Source organism: Psychrobacter piscatorii (assembly GCF_904846415.1).
GTDB lineage: Bacteria > Pseudomonadota > Gammaproteobacteria > Pseudomonadales > Moraxellaceae > Psychrobacter > Psychrobacter piscatorii.
The window spans coordinates 77,955-96,154 of record NZ_CAJHAR010000007.1 but is presented as its reverse complement, the minus strand read 5'-3'; the positions used below and the strand labels follow the sequence as shown (position 1 = coordinate 96,154).

The 18,200-nt window shown below is 43.9% G+C and carries 16 protein-coding genes; 13 read left to right on the top strand and 3 right to left on the bottom strand.

What is annotated here, in order from left to right; translation table 11 throughout:
• The first annotated feature begins 6 nt into the window (after nucleotides 1-6).
• From JMX83_RS05035 to sstT, 4 genes are all read left to right on the top strand, one after another.
• The gene (locus JMX83_RS05035; RefSeq protein ID WP_201599456.1) at nucleotides 7-624 is read left to right on the top strand and encodes a cysteine hydrolase family protein; all 618 of its coding nucleotides are present in this window, start codon (nucleotides 7-9) and stop codon (nucleotides 622-624) included.
• Nucleotides 625-927: 303 nt separating this feature from the next.
• Nucleotides 928-2,586 carry a leucyl aminopeptidase gene (locus JMX83_RS05030; protein WP_201599455.1) on the top strand — a complete coding sequence of 553 codons (1,659 nt, stop codon included), beginning with the start codon at nucleotides 928-930 and terminating at the stop codon, nucleotides 2,584-2,586.
• Between the two features lie 75 nt (nucleotides 2,587-2,661).
• On the top strand, nucleotides 2,662-3,129 hold the full coding sequence (locus tag JMX83_RS05025) for a DNA polymerase III subunit chi (protein WP_201599454.1): 468 nt from the start codon (nucleotides 2,662-2,664) through the stop codon (nucleotides 3,127-3,129).
• 257 nt (nucleotides 3,130-3,386) lie between these two features.
• Nucleotides 3,387-4,589, top strand: a complete 1,203-nt coding sequence (gene sstT / locus JMX83_RS05020) for a serine/threonine transporter SstT (RefSeq protein WP_201599453.1) — start codon at nucleotides 3,387-3,389, stop codon at nucleotides 4,587-4,589.
• 80 nt (nucleotides 4,590-4,669) lie between these two features.
• Here sstT and JMX83_RS05015 read toward each other — a convergent pair whose 3' ends face one another.
• Together JMX83_RS05015 and JMX83_RS05010 are read right to left on the bottom strand one after the other, a co-directional pair.
• Nucleotides 4,670-4,993 (bottom strand): chaperone modulator CbpM, encoded by a 324-nt coding sequence (locus tag JMX83_RS05015; RefSeq protein WP_201599452.1) that lies wholly within the window; start codon nucleotides 4,991-4,993, stop codon nucleotides 4,670-4,672.
• 100 nt (nucleotides 4,994-5,093) lie between these two features.
• Nucleotides 5,094-6,113, bottom strand: a complete 1,020-nt coding sequence (locus JMX83_RS05010) for a DnaJ C-terminal domain-containing protein (RefSeq protein ID WP_201599451.1) — start codon at nucleotides 6,111-6,113, stop codon at nucleotides 5,094-5,096.
• Between the two features lie 680 nt (nucleotides 6,114-6,793).
• On the opposite strand from JMX83_RS05010, the gene JMX83_RS05005 reads away from it, so the two are divergent.
• The gene (locus tag JMX83_RS05005) at nucleotides 6,794-7,156 is read left to right on the top strand and encodes a septal ring lytic transglycosylase RlpA family protein (protein WP_201599450.1); all 363 of its coding nucleotides are present in this window, start codon (nucleotides 6,794-6,796) and stop codon (nucleotides 7,154-7,156) included.
• A gap of 108 nt (nucleotides 7,157-7,264) precedes the next feature.
• On the opposite strand, the gene JMX83_RS05000 is transcribed toward JMX83_RS05005, so the two are convergent.
• Entirely contained in the window at nucleotides 7,265-9,295 is a 2,031-nt protein-coding gene (locus tag JMX83_RS05000; RefSeq protein WP_201599449.1) for an ABC-F family ATP-binding cassette domain-containing protein, read from the bottom strand.
• Nucleotides 9,296-9,850: 555 nt separating this feature from the next.
• Between JMX83_RS05000 and erpA the strand changes: the two genes are divergently transcribed.
• From erpA to JMX83_RS04960, 8 genes are all read left to right on the top strand, one after another.
• Nucleotides 9,851-10,231 (top strand): iron-sulfur cluster insertion protein ErpA, encoded by a 381-nt coding sequence (gene erpA, locus JMX83_RS04995; protein WP_058024722.1) that lies wholly within the window; start codon nucleotides 9,851-9,853, stop codon nucleotides 10,229-10,231.
• A 314-nt stretch (nucleotides 10,232-10,545) separates the two neighbouring features.
• The gene (gene gshA / locus JMX83_RS04990) at nucleotides 10,546-12,120 is read left to right on the top strand and encodes a glutamate--cysteine ligase (RefSeq protein WP_201599448.1); all 1,575 of its coding nucleotides are present in this window, start codon (nucleotides 10,546-10,548) and stop codon (nucleotides 12,118-12,120) included.
• A gap of 52 nt (nucleotides 12,121-12,172) precedes the next feature.
• Nucleotides 12,173-12,703 carry a disulfide bond formation protein B gene (locus JMX83_RS04985; protein WP_201599447.1) on the top strand — a complete coding sequence of 177 codons (531 nt, stop codon included), beginning with the start codon at nucleotides 12,173-12,175 and terminating at the stop codon, nucleotides 12,701-12,703.
• 449 nt (nucleotides 12,704-13,152) lie between these two features.
• A complete protein-coding gene (locus JMX83_RS04980; protein ID WP_201599446.1) occupies nucleotides 13,153-13,797 on the top strand; it encodes a copper resistance protein NlpE N-terminal domain-containing protein in 645 nt (214 codons plus the stop codon).
• Between the two features lie 240 nt (nucleotides 13,798-14,037).
• Nucleotides 14,038-15,525 carry a UDP-N-acetylmuramate:L-alanyl-gamma-D-glutamyl-meso-diaminopimelate ligase gene (gene mpl, locus JMX83_RS04975; RefSeq protein WP_201599445.1) on the top strand — a complete coding sequence of 496 codons (1,488 nt, stop codon included), beginning with the start codon at nucleotides 14,038-14,040 and terminating at the stop codon, nucleotides 15,523-15,525.
• 361 nt (nucleotides 15,526-15,886) lie between these two features.
• Complete coding sequence (locus JMX83_RS04970; RefSeq protein WP_058024727.1) at nucleotides 15,887-16,141, top strand: GlsB/YeaQ/YmgE family stress response membrane protein; 255 nt, start codon at nucleotides 15,887-15,889, stop codon at nucleotides 16,139-16,141.
• Nucleotides 16,142-16,338: 197 nt separating this feature from the next.
• Nucleotides 16,339-16,893, top strand: coding sequence for a peptide deformylase (gene def, locus JMX83_RS04965; protein ID WP_201599444.1), 555 nt, complete (start codon nucleotides 16,339-16,341; stop codon nucleotides 16,891-16,893).
• Nucleotides 16,894-17,007: 114 nt separating this feature from the next.
• Nucleotides 17,008-18,183, top strand: a complete 1,176-nt coding sequence (locus JMX83_RS04960; RefSeq protein ID WP_201599491.1) for a type III PLP-dependent enzyme — start codon at nucleotides 17,008-17,010, stop codon at nucleotides 18,181-18,183.
• Nucleotides 18,184-18,200: the final 17 nt, after the last annotated feature.

Sequence of the window (18,200 nt, the reverse complement as noted above, 5' to 3'; positions counted from 1 at the left end):
ATACCAATGACTAATACCACATCTACGCCCGCGACCCTACTTGAACTCGCTGGTGGTCAGTTCGATACGCTTGATTGGTCAAATTGCGCTATCGTACTTATCGACTATCAAAACGAATATGTTGATGGCGCGATGCCACTGGGGCAAGCGGGCGCTAAGGCCATCGACAACGCACGACTATTGTTGGATAAATCCCGTCAGCAAGATGTCCCTATCTTTCACATCACCCATCATGGTGCAGAAAATGGTAATGTCTTTGATCCTTTATCGCCCAATGTTGAGATTGTCGATCAGTTAAAGCCACATGATGGCGAAACCGTGATTGTCAAAAACCATCCCAATGCGTTTTATGATACGCAGCTACAATCACTACTCTCCTCTGCAAACAAACAAAAAATTATCTTTGCAGGTTTCATGAGTCATATGTGTGTCAGTTCAACCGCCCGCGCCGCATTCGATTTGGGCTTTGACAGTTTTGTCTGTCATGACGCCTGTGCCACTCGTGATCTCCCAAGTGCTACTAGAAAAACCATCAGTGCTGAGGTCATGCATGACACCGCGATGGCAGCGCTACAGGACAGATTTAGCGCGTTAGTGACGACTGATGAATTGGTTAGTAGTTAATTTAATATATTAATAGCCACTGTAATAAGTGCCGTATCCCATCACTCACTGTACGTCATGAGCTAAGGCTCATTATGAACTAGGAATAGATACATATATCGTCGTATTGTAGTGTAAATTGACACAGCAATATTGTTCGGACTTATTACCTAATCTTTGCAAACTGCGCACTATCATCGCAATATGCTACACTATCGTGATTGCTCTATAGGCCAAATAATCTAATAATCTAACAGGCATAAGCAATTGCGCTAGATTTTTCATTAGCTCTATAATTCTCATAACTCTAATAAGGATAACTATATGAATATCAAATTATCTCAGCACCTGCCAAAGACGCATACGCAAAAAATTCTCAAAAAAGAAGCCAAAAGTAAAGACGACGCTTGTTTGGTTGTTTTGGTTGATGACAAGAAAAACATCCTAGCCGACTCTGTGTTGACTGACTATACCGCTCGTATTGAGCAATTGATTGAAGTTTCTCACTTTAAGGGAACAGTCTGTGAGACCGTTGCTGATTATGCATTGGCAGGGGATAAAAAAACCACCAAACAAAACCCTGTACAGGTGTTGTTGGTTGGTGTCGGTAACACGGACAAATTCAACAATACGGTATTGCAAAAAATTGCCAAGACGATCTATAGCAGCACGCAAAAGCGAGTATCGTCTATTACCGTTGCACTAGGTGATGCGCTAGAAGAAAGCCATTTTGGTCAATTTGCGCTAAATCTATTGGCAGCCAGCTATCGCTTTGATAAATATAAATCTGAGCAAGTTACGCCTGTATTGACTGATGTTTATCTATTGGCGGATGAATCACTACAGCCTGCGCTCACATTTGCTGAGGCAGTATTCGCCGGTCAAAGCCTCACTCGTGACGTCGCTAATGAGCCAGGTAATATTTGCTTCCCTGCATATATGGCAGAACAAGCACAAGAACTTGCAAGAACTTATCCTGACCTATTGACTGTCAAGGTACTCGGTGAAGACGAGATGTCAGCATTAGGAATGAACTGCTTCTTATCAGTGGCTCAAGGCTCTACCAAAGAAGGTCAGCTTGTCATCATGGAGTACCGCGGTAAATCCTCATTTAGTGCAAACGCTGGCACCACTGAGCAAACGATTAGCAACGCAAAAGTGACTGGTCTAAAAAAAGCGCTCACTGATAAACTACCAACTAAAAAATCAACTAAGAAAGCCGACAAAGCGGGCGACGATAATGCACAAGCTACCAATGATGACGCGCCTATCGTCTTGGTCGGTAAAGGCGTCACCTTCGATTCAGGTGGTATCTCAATCAAGCCAGGTGCGGCAATGGATGAAATGAAGTTTGACATGGGTGGCTCAGCTTCAGTACTTGGTACTATTAAAGCCTTATGTGAAGCTCGTCTACCAATCAACGTTGTCGGTGCGCTCGCCTGTGCTGAGAACATGCCATCAGGTGATGCCACCCGTCCAGGCGATATTGTCAAAGCAATGAATGGTAAATCTGTTGAAATCCTGAACACCGATGCCGAAGGTCGCTTGGTATTGGCTGATACCTTATGCTATGTACAACGCTATAATCCAAAAGCCATCATCGATGTTGCAACGTTGACGGGGGCTTGTGTGGTTGCACTAGGCCATGTGCGTTCAGCAGTCTTTAGTAACGATGAAGATGTATTGTTTGATCTCGAGAATGCGAGCAATTTATCAGGTGATCTTATCTGGCACATGCCACTAGACGACGAGTATCAAGCACTGATTGACTCGCCCATTGCTGATATCCAAAACATCGGTGGTAAAGGTGCGGGCGCAGTGACTGCCGCTTGCTTCTTGTCTCGCTTCATTGAAGCAGGTCAGGCATGGGCGCATTTAGACATCGCTGGTACCGCATGGAACTCAGGTAAAGATAAAGCCGCGACTGGTCGTCCAGTACCGCTATTTATGCAATATCTGAAAAACAGCGCGGATATGGCTTAATCGATCAATGGCAGTGCATTAATGACCGTCTATTGATAAATGCTATTTTATAAAACACTTTATGAAAACCATTCTATGAAGATCAGTTTTTATGTATTAAGTGAGAGTAAAGCCCAAGATTTCTTGGGCTTTATTTGTCAGTTGACTCAGACAGCACTGAACAAAAGCACACAGTCCTTGATGATTCTTGTCGACGATGAGACATTACTGTCAACGCTAAATGAGGCGCTTTGGTCACAAGATGCCACGAGCTTTATACCTCATCAATGCCTCTCAGATATTCATCCTGAAGCTACTGACTATGATGCCAACAAGTCGCTAGCGCCCGTATTGCTCGGCAGTTATATGCCAGCAGACTTTAATGGTATCGTGCTCAATACGACGACGCGTCCGGTGACTGACTTTATGGCTGCGACCAATAATGCCAAGCCATCTCGAGTCCTTGAGCTAATCAGACCTGATGCCACCAGTACCCAAGAAGGTCGCCATAAATATAAAGCCTATCAGCAATTAGGCTATGAGTTAACCCATTTTAAGGTATAGCGCTGCCGTTCACTTCTCTCTGCGCTTCATCACTACTTTCAATATCTCATTAACTAGCCATTTGCGCTAATTAGCCTTCGTCTACACTTGCTCCACATTTGAGCACACTCGTTATATTTTGCCTGTTACCCTTCGCTTTATGCATCGCCTCCACTGCTATGAGTGGTATGCGAATATGTCAAAAAATGCTACCATCCCTCGATAAATTTTTCGCTCAAACAATTCATTTACTTTTGACAAACGTCGAGGATGTACAAATGCGTTCATTGATTGCGATGTATCAGCGTATCGGGCTGGTGCCGCTCATTATTATTGGTTTGGTATTAGGGGTGCTGATCGGTTGGCTTGCACCAAGTATCGGTACTGCCATAGGCTTGCTTGGTACGCTGTTTGTCGGCGCTCTAAAAGCAGTGGCTCCCGTACTGGTATTCATTCTGGTCATGGCAGCGATTAGCCAGCATCGCAGTGGCAATGAAGTCTACGTAAAGCCTGTACTCATCATGTACATGTTTGGCACTTTTTTAGCAGCGCTAACAGCAGTCGGTGCCAGCTTTTTATTCCCAACTGACTTGGTCTTGATCAATGCCGATATCGCACAAGTACCACCTGCCGACTTAAAAGAAGTGTTGACCAATTTGCTGATGAATTTGGTCGCCAATCCGGTCAATGCCATCGCAGAAGCCAACTATATCGGCATCTTGGCATGGGCAATTATTATTGGTTTTGCCTTACGTCAAGCCAGTGACACGGCGCGCACTGTCGTGGGTGACTTTGCTGATGCCATCTCACAAGTGGTTAAGTGGATTATTGCCCTAGCGCCGTTTGGTATCTTGGGCTTGGTTGCTAGTACGGTCGCTGAGACAGGTTTTGCTTCTTTAGCAGGTTATGCTCGAATTTTGATGGTGCTCATCAGCTGTATGCTGTTTATCGCTCTGGTCGCAAATCCGCTTATTGTTCTTGTTAAGACAGGTAAAAACCCATATCCATTGGTATTCAAATGTCTACGCGAGTCAGGTATCACCGCGTTCTTTACGCGCAGTTCAGCTGCCAACATTCCCGTCAATATGAACCTTGCACGCAAACTGGGTCTACATGAAGATACTTATTCAGTAACCATTCCACTGGGTGCGACCATCAATATGGCAGGTGCAGCGATTACTATTAATGTGTTGACGCTTGCCGCTGCTCACACGTTGGGTATCGAAGTGACCTTTGCTTCAGCGCTTTTATTAAGTCTGGTCGCGACGATTAGTGCTTGCGGTGCTTCTGGTGTTGCTGGTGGTTCGTTGCTACTCATTCCACTAGCAGCGAGCTTATTTAGCATACCGAACGACATCGCCATGCAAGTGGTTGCGATTGGTTTTATTATCGGTGTGATTCAGGACTCAGCAGAGACGGCTCTGAACTCGTCAACTGATGTATTATTTACCGCAGCAGCTGATCCTACTTATTCACGTTAACTTTTAGCAAAGCAGTTCCTGTAAATATAAAAAAGGGCCTTTAGCGGGCCCTTTTTTTATGCGGTATTTTTAGGTTTTAACTACTTTAAATTGTCTACATCAATTTCGATTACTGGTGTTTGCATCTCTATTTGACGCTTGAGTTGGCGTAGCTGCTCAACCTCATCTAACAGCTCAAGTATCAATCCGATGGCAGGTACACTGGCGTCAAAATCACGGCTGAGTCGTGAGGCACGGCGCACGGTTGTCAGCTGATAGCCGGTGAATTGCTCACGTTCTGGCACATCGTATTCAATAATACTTTCTTCAATCAATTCGATGACCCATTGGCGCTCTTGGCCACAAGCAGAGACAAGCTCATCTAAGCTCATAATGATATCGGTAAATTCAGGCGAGTGGTTCATAGCTATTATCCTCGTTTTCTCTTTATTTCGTCCTTGGTGCATTCATCTCTATGGTTCATGACTGACTATAATGATGAATGTCGACCATCAAGCGCATGGATTAACGGTTGATAGTGGTGTCGGCAAAGGCTTGCTTGAGCTGCTCATAAGCCTGTCTTGCCGCATCGCTACTGACATCAGGATTGATGATATTTAAGGTTAAGTACAAATCGCCCGCTTGCTTGGCAGGGATACCTTTACCCTTTAGACGTAGATTGCTACCCGACTTACTGTTTTTGGGAATAGTCACACCAAGCGTGCCAGCTGGCGTGCTGACATTGATTTTTTCACCCAATGCGGCTTCCCATGGTGCGATATTGACAGTCTGGTAAACGTCTGCACCTTCTATACGAATATTGGCATCATGGCGAATTTTAACTTTTAAGAACAAGTCACCATTTTTGCCGTTGCTACTGCCAGCAGCACCTTGCCCGCTCAAACGAATTTGCTTACCATCGGTGATGCCTTTTGGAATTTTGATTTTGAGCGTCTTGTTGTCGTAACTCACCTCACCATTAGGCTGACGCACAGGGACATTTAGCTTAATGCTATAATCATCACCTTGATAGACTGAAGATAGGTCAACCGTAATCTCTGCATGCTGGTCTTGGCCTTTGCTATCTTGTGCACCAAACCCCCCACCGAACTGATCAAAGCCACCACTTTGAGAGCGACCACCTGCCTGTCCACTAGCCGACCCACGTGCCCCGCGACCAAACGCTGAAAAGATATCATCGAAGCGAAAACCCCCATCGCCAAACGCTTCACCATCACCAAACTGACCTTTGATGTCTTCCCAACGAAAGCCGCCTTGAGACGCACCAGCCTGTCCACCAAACCCACCCGCACCGCTTTGTCCTGCAAATGGGTTGTTCAACATCGCATCGTATTCAGCACGCTTGTCTTCATCTCTAATCGTTTCGTAAGCGTTATTAATCTCCGCAATCTTATTGTCAGCATCTGGATCATCACTGACATCAGGGTGAAACTGACGTACCAGCTTACGGTATTTTTTTTTGATATCAGCGGCTGAGGCATCTTTTTCGACCCCTAAAATGTCATAGTAGTTTTTCTCTGCCATGTTATTTTTCCTCAAAATAAAAACGCATTAGTGATATCGGCCTACCAGTTTCGAACGATACGGTATAGACAGCTACTGGCTTTCGATATGACCATTTTTTATAGTCCATACTTTATGATAGCAATAATAAAAATAAATACCGTTATATAAATATTACCAGTCATGACATGAAGTTGTGCTAAGACTTTAAAATACAGATAAATAAGTATTTCTACTTTGAGAGGGATATTTTTTAATTTATAAATATTTTTTATAAAGCGCTCAAAATAGTATTTAATTCTTTATATTGGTATATTAGAAACAATTTAGAAAGGTTTACTTACATTTAATTGTCAGTGTCTTGATAGGTATAAACCGACTTAATGATGCTATATCGATAGCCTTTGTATTTATATATTACCTATTTACATTATATTATTCGCTTTCTAGTATTTTGTTGACCTCTTTATAAGAATCACTCTCTATAAGCGCATTTGTATCAATTATGACATCACTTTTTTTTACCAAAACTGTCTTTTTCTTCTTAAAAAACAAGTATTTGACCTGATGAGTTTTTTACACAGCTGTAATAATATGACAATCTCATTCTTGTAAAATCCCTCCATTATTCATACTCGTAGGGGGTATGACAACATAGGCAAGAGTAGCTGTCTATCTCATAAACTGCTTAAAGGTAATGAATGTCTTATTTAATCAAGTCTTTGGTCGTCACACTATCACTGTTACTGAGCACGACTCTTTTTGCTGCTAATACCAGTTATTATGGTAGTAAGTTTCATGGCAAACGTACTGCGAGTGGTAGCATATTCAATATGAACTCTCTCACCGCGGCACACAAAACGCTGCCGTTTGGTACAAAAGTACAGGTGACCAACCAAAAAACAAAAGAAAGTGTCGTGGTAAAAATCACAGACCGAGGCCCCTATATTAGTGGCCGTATTCTTGATTTATCAAAAGCTGCTGCCAGTCAAATTGATTGCCAGTTATGTACCACTACGATGAAAATACTCTCTTATGGTGATGGTAAGTACCGTAAAGAATAATGTTGCAAAAAACGATGTAAAAAAAGGGAGGGCTGACGCCTTCCCTTTTTTATGTTTGATTACTTACGACGAAAATCACTTAATAGCCAAATCTCATATAACTTGCTACTAAAATTCGGCTTCCATTTCTTCTAACGTCGTCATCGATAGCAATAACTTTTCTTCCTTATCGCTATGCTCCTGCTGTAGCGCGGTTTGCTCATTGAGCAAGACAAGCAAATCAGACTTACGACTTTCTTCATACAAACCCGTATCTGCCAGCTTTTCTTCTAGCGTTGCAAGCTGTTCATCAATCTTGGCCAATGCTTTTTCAGTCTCTTCAATCTCACGGCGGATGGGTGCGGTGCGTTTGCGCTGCTCTGCCGCCAGCTTGCGTTGTTCTTCTTTACTAAGCGCAGGCGTCGTAGCGTTACTTTTTGATGAATTATCAGGCGCTTTATTACTCACCTGATTACTCACTTGGCTATTATCTGTTTCACGTGAAACGAATTTTTTGCTCTCTTTTTTACTTTTCTTCTTGCTGGTACTTTTATCTGCTGAGTTCTCTTGCTTACGCTTTTCTGCCAACCATTTGCCGTAGTCACTGATGTCACCGTCGAACTCGTCAATTCTGCCATCATGTACCAGGTATAGCTCATCACAGACATTGGCAATCAACTCACGATCATGCGAAACCAATACCACGGCGCCTTGGAAACCTTGCAAGGCAATCGTCAATGCTTGGCGCATTTGTAAGTCCAAATGGTTGGTTGGCTCATCGAGTACAAGGACGTTGGGACGTTGCCAAACGATCAATGCTAGCGTCAGACGCGCACGCTCGCCACCAGAGAATAGTTCACTTGGCGTATCGATACGATCACCGCGGAAGTCAAAGCTGCCCAAAAATGAGCGTAACAATGCATCAGAGGTTTTGCCTGCTAAGCGGCGCAGCATCTCTATCGGCGTTGCTTTGGCATCCAAGATATCCATTTGATGCTGATTGAAATAGCCCAGTTTCAAGGTATCAGAGACACGATAATTCCCTGTTAACACCCCAAGCTCGCCGACCAACGCTTTGATAAGTGTTGATTTACCTGCACCATTCATACCGAGCAGACCGATACGCGTATCTGGTGTTACTTGCACGTTGGCATTGCGTAGCAGTGGCGTCTCGCTATAGCCAATATCTGCATGGGTCAGCTCAATCAGTGGTGAGCTCATGTTTGCTGGCTCATAAAACTGGAACGAGAACGGATTGTCCGCCATCATCGGTGACAGCTCTGCCATACGCTCTAGCTGTTTGATACGACTCTGCGCTTGTTTGGCTTTACTGGCTTTGGCACGGAAACGACGAATGAAGTCATCTAAATGTGCCTTGGTCGCTTCTTGCTTCTCAAACGCTTGCTGCTGCTGCGCCATACGCTCGTGACGCGTACGTATAAACTGCTGATAGTTACCCGTATAAAGGGTGATTTTTTGCTGCTCGACATGCAAAATATGACCGACCGTGGCATCCAAAAAGGCTTGGTCATGCGAGATCACGATGACCAGACCCATATAGGCATTGATCCAAGTCTCAAGCCACAAAATAGCATCCAAGTCTAAATGGTTGGTCGGCTCATCGAGTAGCATCAAATCAGCGCGGCTCATCAAGGTTTTGGCAAGGTTCAAGCGCATACGCCAACCACCAGAAAATCCTTCTACTGGTAGCTCATGCTGGCTGGTATTAAAGCCAAGGCCTGCCATGATTTGTGCGGCTTTAGTCGGTGTGCGATAGCCATCAATTTCATCAAATTGCTGATGCAAGACACCAATTTGCTCATCACTGACGCTGCTTAAGTCATTGAGCGCCGCATTGATCTCATACCATTGCTCATCACCGCTGAGTACATAATCGACCGCAGACTGCGTCGTCGCACCCACTTCCTGCGCCATATGTGCGACATGCCAGCTATCTGGGATACTGACCTCACCTCTATCGAGCGTGACCTCGGTATCGCCCTTGCCCATTTGCGTCAACAATAAGGCAAACAAAGTCGATTTGCCGGTGCCGTTGTTGCCTGTTAAGCCAACTTTGTGACCCGGATGTAGCTGAAAGCTTGCACCTGCAAACAATTCACGACCATCACGGCGAACACCAACGTCTTTAAATTCGATCATATAATTTCTTCATCTCAGCAATAATATAAATATAGGGCAATAAGAAACACACATAGGGTATGCCAACTGGCGGCTATTATTTCAAACGCTTGCCACATAGGCAAACAATTAAATAACTATTTCAAAACGAAGTGTTTTAAAATTAAGTATTTATGCCACCAACCTTAGATTATATAATCCTTGTCAGCCTATCGATACGAATGACTATCATAGGACTTTTGGCAGCCATATACTCTCGCACAAATAATGAGTACAGCCTTGATAGCTATAAAAGTTTTGATTCATTAATTCTGGTAAGGACGATGACTCTTGACAAGCGAATGAATAACCCCATTATGATATACTGCTAAAGATAAGTGCTCACCATCAATAAAGTGTTGTGATAGCACAAACACCGTATTGATATTGCACAAACAGCTTATAATGCACCAATAGCTTTGCCATAACGACAGCACCCAATTAAATCAAACGCCGTGCGTATCTTTATTTGCAATCATTTTATTGCAAACCCAAACAGGACGACGACCGCATTTGATCCTAGCAACTGAGGTAGATATGAACGAATCAGCCAACCAATTTAATCCAAGCTCAAATCAGCCAGTAGATCCTACGGTATTAAGCCTAACCGACAGTGCGGCACAAAAAGTACGCCGCCTGCGCGAAGAAGAAGGTGATAGCGAGCTTATGCTACGCGTCTATGTGACGGGCGGCGGCTGTTCAGGTTTCTCTTACGGATTTAACTTTGCCAACGATTTAAATGAAGACGATGCCAATTTTGATAATGGTGATGTGACTTTGGTTGTTGACTCGCTAAGCTATCAATATTTGCAAGGCTCTACCGTTGACTACACTGAAGGGTTAGAAGGCGCACGTTTTGTCGTAACCAACCCAAATGCAACCACCACTTGCGGCTGTGGCTCGTCATTTTCTATTTAAACTGACGACAACGCCATGACTGTATGGATGATGCCATGGTGCGTTGGCACTGTGTTTGATGGCTTAGAGCATGACCGTCAAAGCATCTATCTCTTGGGTAGATGCTTTTTTTGGCCAACGAATTTGACTTAAAATACTAAATAAAATCTAGACCATTCGGCTCGCCTAAAGCTTATCGTATTTGTAATTGTTCGTGGTTTTAACCACGGCTTTGAGCTAAACTGACGGGATTATTGACCGAACATTTACCTCTTTTATGGACAAACGCCCATCGTGTTTTGATCCGCCATAATGAATAACAATAGATGACTATTATGAGTAATTTTGCGAGTAGCTTTGTTAATTTTGACATTCCCAATTGGTTTGACAGCCAGCATTTAACGGGTATGCTCCGCGGTATCGAAAAAGAAGGCCTGCGTGTGAAGCCTGATGGTTTTTTGGCACAGACGCCGCATCCAGCCAAACTTGGATCAAAATTGACCCACCCTTTTATTACTACCGATTATTCAGAAAGCCTACTCGAACTTATCACCGAACCAAAAGCTTCGCCAAAAGAGACACTCAATATGCTGCGTCAATTGCATGTCTTAGTGTATCAAGGTATGCCGGAAGGCGAGCTGATGTGGCCACTATCTATGCCTTGTATGCTGTCTTCTAAAGATGAAGATATTCCACTGGCTGATTATGGTAGCTCTAATACGGGTAAGCTAAAAACCCTTTATCGCAGTGGTCTTGGTATACGCTATGGTCGCCGCATGCAGACCATCGCAGGGTTACATTACAACTTGTCTTTTGGTGACACGCTCTTTGAAACGTGGCAAGTGCAAACCCCAACGGCACAAGAGCAGACGCTAACAGAATTCAAAAACGAAAAATACCTAGGGCTTATTCGCAACTTTAAGCGACTGACTAGCCTTGTATTGTATTTACTGGGTGCAAGTCCAAGCGTGTGTCCTTGTTTTGTTGCAGGACGTGAGCATGACTTAGAACTATTAAATGACTCAACCTACTATAAACCGACTGCCACCAGTCTGCGTATGGGCAAGCTTGGCTATACCAATAGCGTGCAAGAGCAGCTAGATATTCGTTATAACTATTTGCCAGAATATGTCGCTGGACTACGCCGCGCGATCCAAACACCGCATGAGAGCTTTGCCAAGCTTGGTCTGGAAGATGAAGATGGTAACCCAATTCAGATCAATAATCATATCCTTCAGATAGAAAATGAATACTATAGCCCTATCCGTCCTAAACAAATTGCGATGAGTGGTGAGACACCAACCGAAGCGCTTGAGCGTCGCGGTATTGCTTACGTTGAGTTTCGTGCGATTGATCTCGATCCCTATAGCGATGTTGGTATTCGTCTCTCTAGTGCTTGCTTCTTAGAAGTGATGGCGCTCTACTGTCTATTCAGCGATTCACCTGATTTGCTGCCTGAAGAAGAAGAGGCACTCGCTATTAACCTAGAGCGTGTAGTCAACGAAGGTCGCCGTGAAGGTTTGCACATCATCAATAACGGTCAAGAGCAATCGCTTGAAGACTGGATGCTGATGCATTTGGAGCGTATGCAGCCGCTTGCCGCATTGCTAGATGCTCACTACGGTGGTAACGACTACCGTGCAGCAGTCGCGCTAATGCAAGGCAAAGCAGGGCACTCTGAGTCGACGATCTCCGCGCAAGTGAACTCTGATAGCAAACGCTTAGGTAGTCTATGGCAGCTTGGCTTTACATTGGCGCAGCAGCATCGCGAGTCATTATTGCAGCAGACCCTCAGTCCAAACACCCAAGCGAAATATGAAGTATTGGCAGAAAAGTCTATCTTGCAGCAGGCTGATATTGAGAAGTCTGAGACAGAAGACTTTATGGACTTTTTACAGCAGTATCGCTAGACCCGATTGCCTCCTAACCTCTGTATAGATGAAACCATAAGAGTAACGCACCATGCGACAGCTGACCACTTACCGTAACTTGCAAATATTTTTAGTATTGATGGCCGTAGTAGGCATGAGCTTTGCGCTGTTTTATTTACAGCGTCATCTAGGGCTTTCGCCTTGCCCGCTCTGTATTTTTCAGCGTATTGGTCTAATAGTCATGGGCGGTTTTGCGCTGATATCAGCATTGTTTAATCCAAAATCCAAAGTGGTGAAGTTGCTGTTATGGCTTGGTAGTTTGGCAGGCATTGGTTGGTCTACTGCTGTGGCTATACGCCATGTTTGGCTACAGCACCTACCTGCCGATCAAGTACCGTCATGCGGCCCAGGCTTAGACTATTGGCTAGACACCTTGCCTATGTTGCAAGTGTTCAAAGAAGTATTTGCAGGTTCTGGTGAGTGTGCTTCTATCGATTGGACGTTTGTCGGACTTAGTATCCCTGAGCTGTCGTTGATTCTCTTTAGCGTACTTCTTGTGGCGCATGGGGTGATATTGTGGCGTATCGTGCGACCTATCACCAATCAGTCTATCGCTCGATAGTTCATTAAAATCGCTTTATATTTTACCGTTATCACTTCTTTCTAAACAGACATTCATACTCTGCTATGCAATGTCTGTTTTATTATCTGCGACTGTTAAACCTCTCTTATTACCTATGTTAGACAAACCGATAGAGCTTACTTTGCTATACCGAGCATATTGAACACAACAAAAAGTCCACAGATATATCTGTAACCCTTTGATACCTTTAGACAGCCTATTTTTTTAGTGGGTAGTTTTAGTGAGCAGTTATGAGAGCTCCGTCGCTTTTGAGCGATAAACTATCTATATTTTAAAGATCAGATACGCTCTCAAATTCCAATATTTATATTATCGCAAATTTTATACGACGCATTGTCTCGCGTTTTTGGTAACGATATTTGCTTAATGTTACCGATAGCATGGGTGATTTTTAGACACACTATTTAAAAAACTGTTTTGGTATGACCATGATATATCTTGCACCTATTTGCTCTACCACATCTACTATCATTAGACGCTGGGGACCGTCCTTATTAGCGGTACCACTCTGTGTGCTATTGATAGGCTGTGATAGTGCCTCCTCGAATTCTGATCAAGACATGAGGACTAAAGCTTCCTTTGTCGACGCATCAGCAGAATCTGATCCGCAGAGCACATCAGAAGATATAGAAAGCGACAGTATGTCTGAGTCAAATCCTGATGACAGTTTGAATGAATCTACAGAAGGGCAATCACTTATTGCTGCTGCCCAATCCAGTAATGAGGGGCATATGCACCCTTCTACTATACACTCGGAATCAAACAGTAGTGCGCTGCAAGCCACGCTAATGGGTGATTATGGTGGTATGGTGCCTTGTGACGACTGCGATAGTATCGATGTCACTTTGAACTTATTTTCTGATGGTTCTGTATTAAAATCTAGCACCTATCACGATGCTGAACAGCAGCGCGCACCATTACTTGAGTCTGGCGTCTATCGTCAAGACAAAGACAAAATCACCATTGTATATGAAGACAAACATATTGAATCTTATTATATTCAAGACAATCATCTGATTTTGATAGATGAGCAAAAAAACCTAAATAATGACTATACGTTGTCACGTAAATAGACAGCAAGTGCTTGGTATGCTGCCAAATAAGACAGTATTTATCAGCTAGATAACGCCTACTTGTTAGGCGTTTTTTGTTGGTCATCGAACAGCGTTTACTTTACAATGATCGCTTGTCTGCCAGACTACTGCCATGGCAACGACTGATTAAAACGTTAATCACGACTGATAACAGCTCAGCACCCAAAACTTTATTTTTACTCTCTCTATTTCACTTATTCAAGCTCGTACGGAACGTCTATGCATATTCATATTCTTGGTATTTGTGGTACTTTTATGGGCTCGCTGGCATTGTTGGCGCGCGAACTTGGGCATACTGTTACTGGCTCAGATACCAACGTATATCCTCCTATGTCTACCCAACTTGAAAATGCGGGCGTCACTATCGAAGAAGGCTATCTCGTAAAGCATCTGCAACCAGCGCCAGACTTGGTCGTCGTTGGTAATGCGATGAAGCGTGGCATGGATGTGATTGAGTATATGCTGGATACGGGTTTGCGCTACACGTCAGGTCCGCAGTTTTTGTCAGAGCAAGTATTGCAATCTCGCCACGTGATAGCGGTTGCTGGTACTCATGGTAAGACAACAACGACAACCATGCTTGCTTGGATACTGCATTACGCTGGTATCGATACAGGGTTTTTGATCGGTGGTGTACCGTTGGTCAATACCACTGATGAGCACTTACAGCAGGTATTTGCACACAGCAGCTATCTAGGGGCAGAAAAAACTAACGGTGATACGACAGCCCCCTCTGGTTATTTTGTCATTGAAGCTGATGAGTATGATTCTGCGTTTTTTGATAAACGCTCAAAATTCGTTCATTATCGTCCGCGCACTGCTATCTTGAACAACCTAGAATTTGATCATGCAGATATTTTTGCTGACTTGAATGCGATCCAAACGCAGTTTCATCACATGGTACGTATGATTCCAAGCACCGGCAAAATCATCATGCCTGCAGCAACTATCAGCTTAGAAGATACGTTAGCAAAAGGCGTTTGGACCCCTATCTGGCGTACTGCTGTCATCGATACGACCGCATCTGATACCAGTAAAAACGACCGTACGCTTAAAGACAATAGCGACTGGCAAGCGGAACTCATTCGCGAAGATGGCAGTCAGTTTAAAATCAGTTTTGCTGCTGACCAAGAAGCAGCCGTCATCGATTGGGGCATGAGTGGTATTCATAACGTCAACAATGCTTTGGTTGCCGTCGCGGCCGCTTATGATGTCGGTGTCAGCATCTCTACCGCTTGCGCCGCATTATCGGCTTTTGCTGGTATCAAACGCCGGATGGAGTTAATCGGTGATGTAAACGATGTCTTAGTCTTTGATGACTTTGCCCATCACCCTACTGCAATTACCACAACATTAGACGGTGCCAAAAAGAAACTGGCTGGCAGACGTATTTGGGCGATTATTGAGCCGCGCAGTAATACGATGAAAATGGGCATTCACCAAGACAGCTTGGCTGAGTCAGCTGCCCTCGCTGACTATACATTGTGGTATGAGCCGGCGGGACTAGAATGGGGCTTGAGAGAAGTCATCGAACAAGCCACGGCTGCAAGTGACTCCATTGGTAACCAGCAAGTAATGTCTAGCGTCGATACTATTATCGAGCATGTCAGCAATCATGCTAAAGCAGGCGATGCAATAGTCGTGATGTCCAACGGTGGTTTTGAGGGGATTCATCAGCGTCTATTAGCGGCATTGCGCGATAAATAAACGATTGATTGAACCCTAAACTCAATACTTAGTATCTAAAAAATTAATATCCAACAAATCACTATCAAACAAAAGCGTGGCTGTCTCATAGACGGGCTGCGCTTTTTTATGCGCTTTTCTTTATTCTTCCACCAATTCTCTTATCACGGCTTGCCTGCTAATAAGCAACTCGTTAGCACCACAGCTACCTTTGTAACCTTCCGTTTACCTATTGCACCTACGTAATAGCAAATCTGACTTTTTCCTCACATAGGCCCTACATAGGTAACATTTTTTGCTTACTCTTGCGTTTGAGGAATCTTTACAATGGAGTTATTAAATTAGCAACATATTATAAATATTAATAATTTAGGAGAATAACATGAGCTTTATTTGGATGATTATCGTAGGTTTGGTTGCAGGTTTATTGGCACGTGCTATCAAGCCAGGCAGCGACCCTATGGGCTGGATCATGACGATCGTATTGGGTATCGTCGGTGCCATGTTAGGTGGCTTCCTAGCGAGCTTAATTGGTATCAACGCAGATGGCGGTTTCACTGGTCTTATCTTCTCAGTTATCGGTGCGATCATCTTGCTATTCTTGTATGAAATGATTGTAAACAAACGCCGTGCATAATGACCAATCAGATAGAATATCTACAAAAAAGCCTTGCGTTAAGTGAGGCTTTTTTGTATCCAGATACCTATCAAAATCTTTAATTTGTGAATGCATGAGATGTGATGTAGACGGGAAAGTATTGATAAGCATTACTTTTGTCCCCATTTATCTTATAATATCAACCCTATTTTGTCCCTATCATTGAGGTGAGCGTTATGGCACTACTCCCTATCTTAAGTTACCCAGATCCCCGCTTGCGCACGATTGCCAAGCCAGTCAAGGAAGTGACTGCTGAAATCAAAACTTTAATCTCAGACATGATTGAGACAATGTATGATGCTCAAGGTATTGGCCTTGCTGCAAGCCAAGTCGATCGTCATATTCAGCTAATCGTGATGGATTTGTCCGAAGACAAAAATGCGCCAAGAGTGTTTATTAACCCAAAAGTCACGCCATTGGTAGAAGAAAAACAACCGTACGAAGAAGGCTGTCTTTCGGTCCCAGATGTCTACGACAAAGTCGAGCGCCCTAGTAAAGTACGTATCGAGGCATTAGACGAGAACGGCGACGTCATTGACGAGGTGGTAGAAGGCTTGCTTGCCGTCTGTATCCAACACGAAATGGATCATCTCAACGGCGTGATATTCGTCGACTACCTATCTCGTTTGAAACAGACACGTGCTCGTGATAAAGTTCGCAAAGTCCTCAAGATACGCGAAAAGCAAGGCGCATCATCAGCTGAACAGCAGCCTCAACCGATCAATTCTTAATCTCTTTCTCCTTTACATAATGATGCCTATAGTGGATGTTACTCTCTGATATCCACTATGTGGCGCCAATTTTTTAGCAGATACTGTTCTCACCAAAGGTTTACTACTATGACAATGATCAAAATTGACCAATATTTTGAACCTGCCAGCTGGCAGAAATTTACCAAAGCTGCTGAAGGTCGCGAGACCCCGTTTTTAGTGGTGGACCTAAGTCGTATCGAGACCAAGTATCATGAGATGGTCAGCCTGTTCCCGAATGCCAAACTGCATTATGCAATGAAGGCAAGTCCTGCGGTTGAGGTCATCAATCTGCTGGCAAAACTTGGCTCTAACTTTGACTGTGCCTCTATCTATGAGCTGGATCGTGTGCTTGATTGTGGCGTTGAACCATCGCGTATTTCTTATGGTAACACCATCAAAAAAGCCGACCATGTTAAGTATGCCTTTGAAAAAGGTATCGATCTGTACGCAACCGACTCAGAATCAGACCTAAAAAACATTGCCAAATATGCACCTGGCTCTAAAGTATTTGTGCGCATATTGGTACAAGGGTCAGAGACAGCAGAATGGCCATTGTCACGTAAGTTTGGTTGTCATCCTAATATGGCCATTGATTTGCTCATTCAAGCGCGTGAGCTTGGCTTGGTACCTTATGGTATCTCGTTCCATGTGGGCAGCCAGCAAAAAGACGTTGCGGCATGGGATGATGCATTAGCCAAAGTTAAGTATATGTTTGATTGGATGAAGAACGAAGAAGGCATCAAGCTACAGATGATCAATCTAGGTGGCGGCTTCCCAACCAACTACATCAGTGAAGTCAACCCTATTAAGGTCTATGCAGAAGAGATTACCAGCTATTTGACTGATGATTATAATGATGACGAGATGCCTGAGATTATTCTAGAGCCAGGTCGTTCATTGGTCGGTGGTTCAGGTGTCTTGGTGAGTGATGTGGTACTGATCTCTCGTAAATCAGATACAGATTTGGCGCGCTGGGTTTATACGGATGTCGGTTTATTCCAAGGCTTAATCGAGACGCTAGGCGAAGCCATCAAATATCCTGTCTACACCCCGAAGATGGAAACATCTACCAGTGAAGGGACGGTCGTATTGGCAGGTCCAACCTGTGACTCAACCGATATTATGTATGAAGAAGCGGGTTATCAGTTACCTGAAGAGCTTGAGATTGGTGACAAAATCTATTGGCTAACCACGGGTGCTTATACCAACTCGTATTCATCGGTAGAGTTCAATGGTTTTCCGCCGCTTGAAGTAGTTTATATTGACTAGTCTTTGAGGCTTATCTA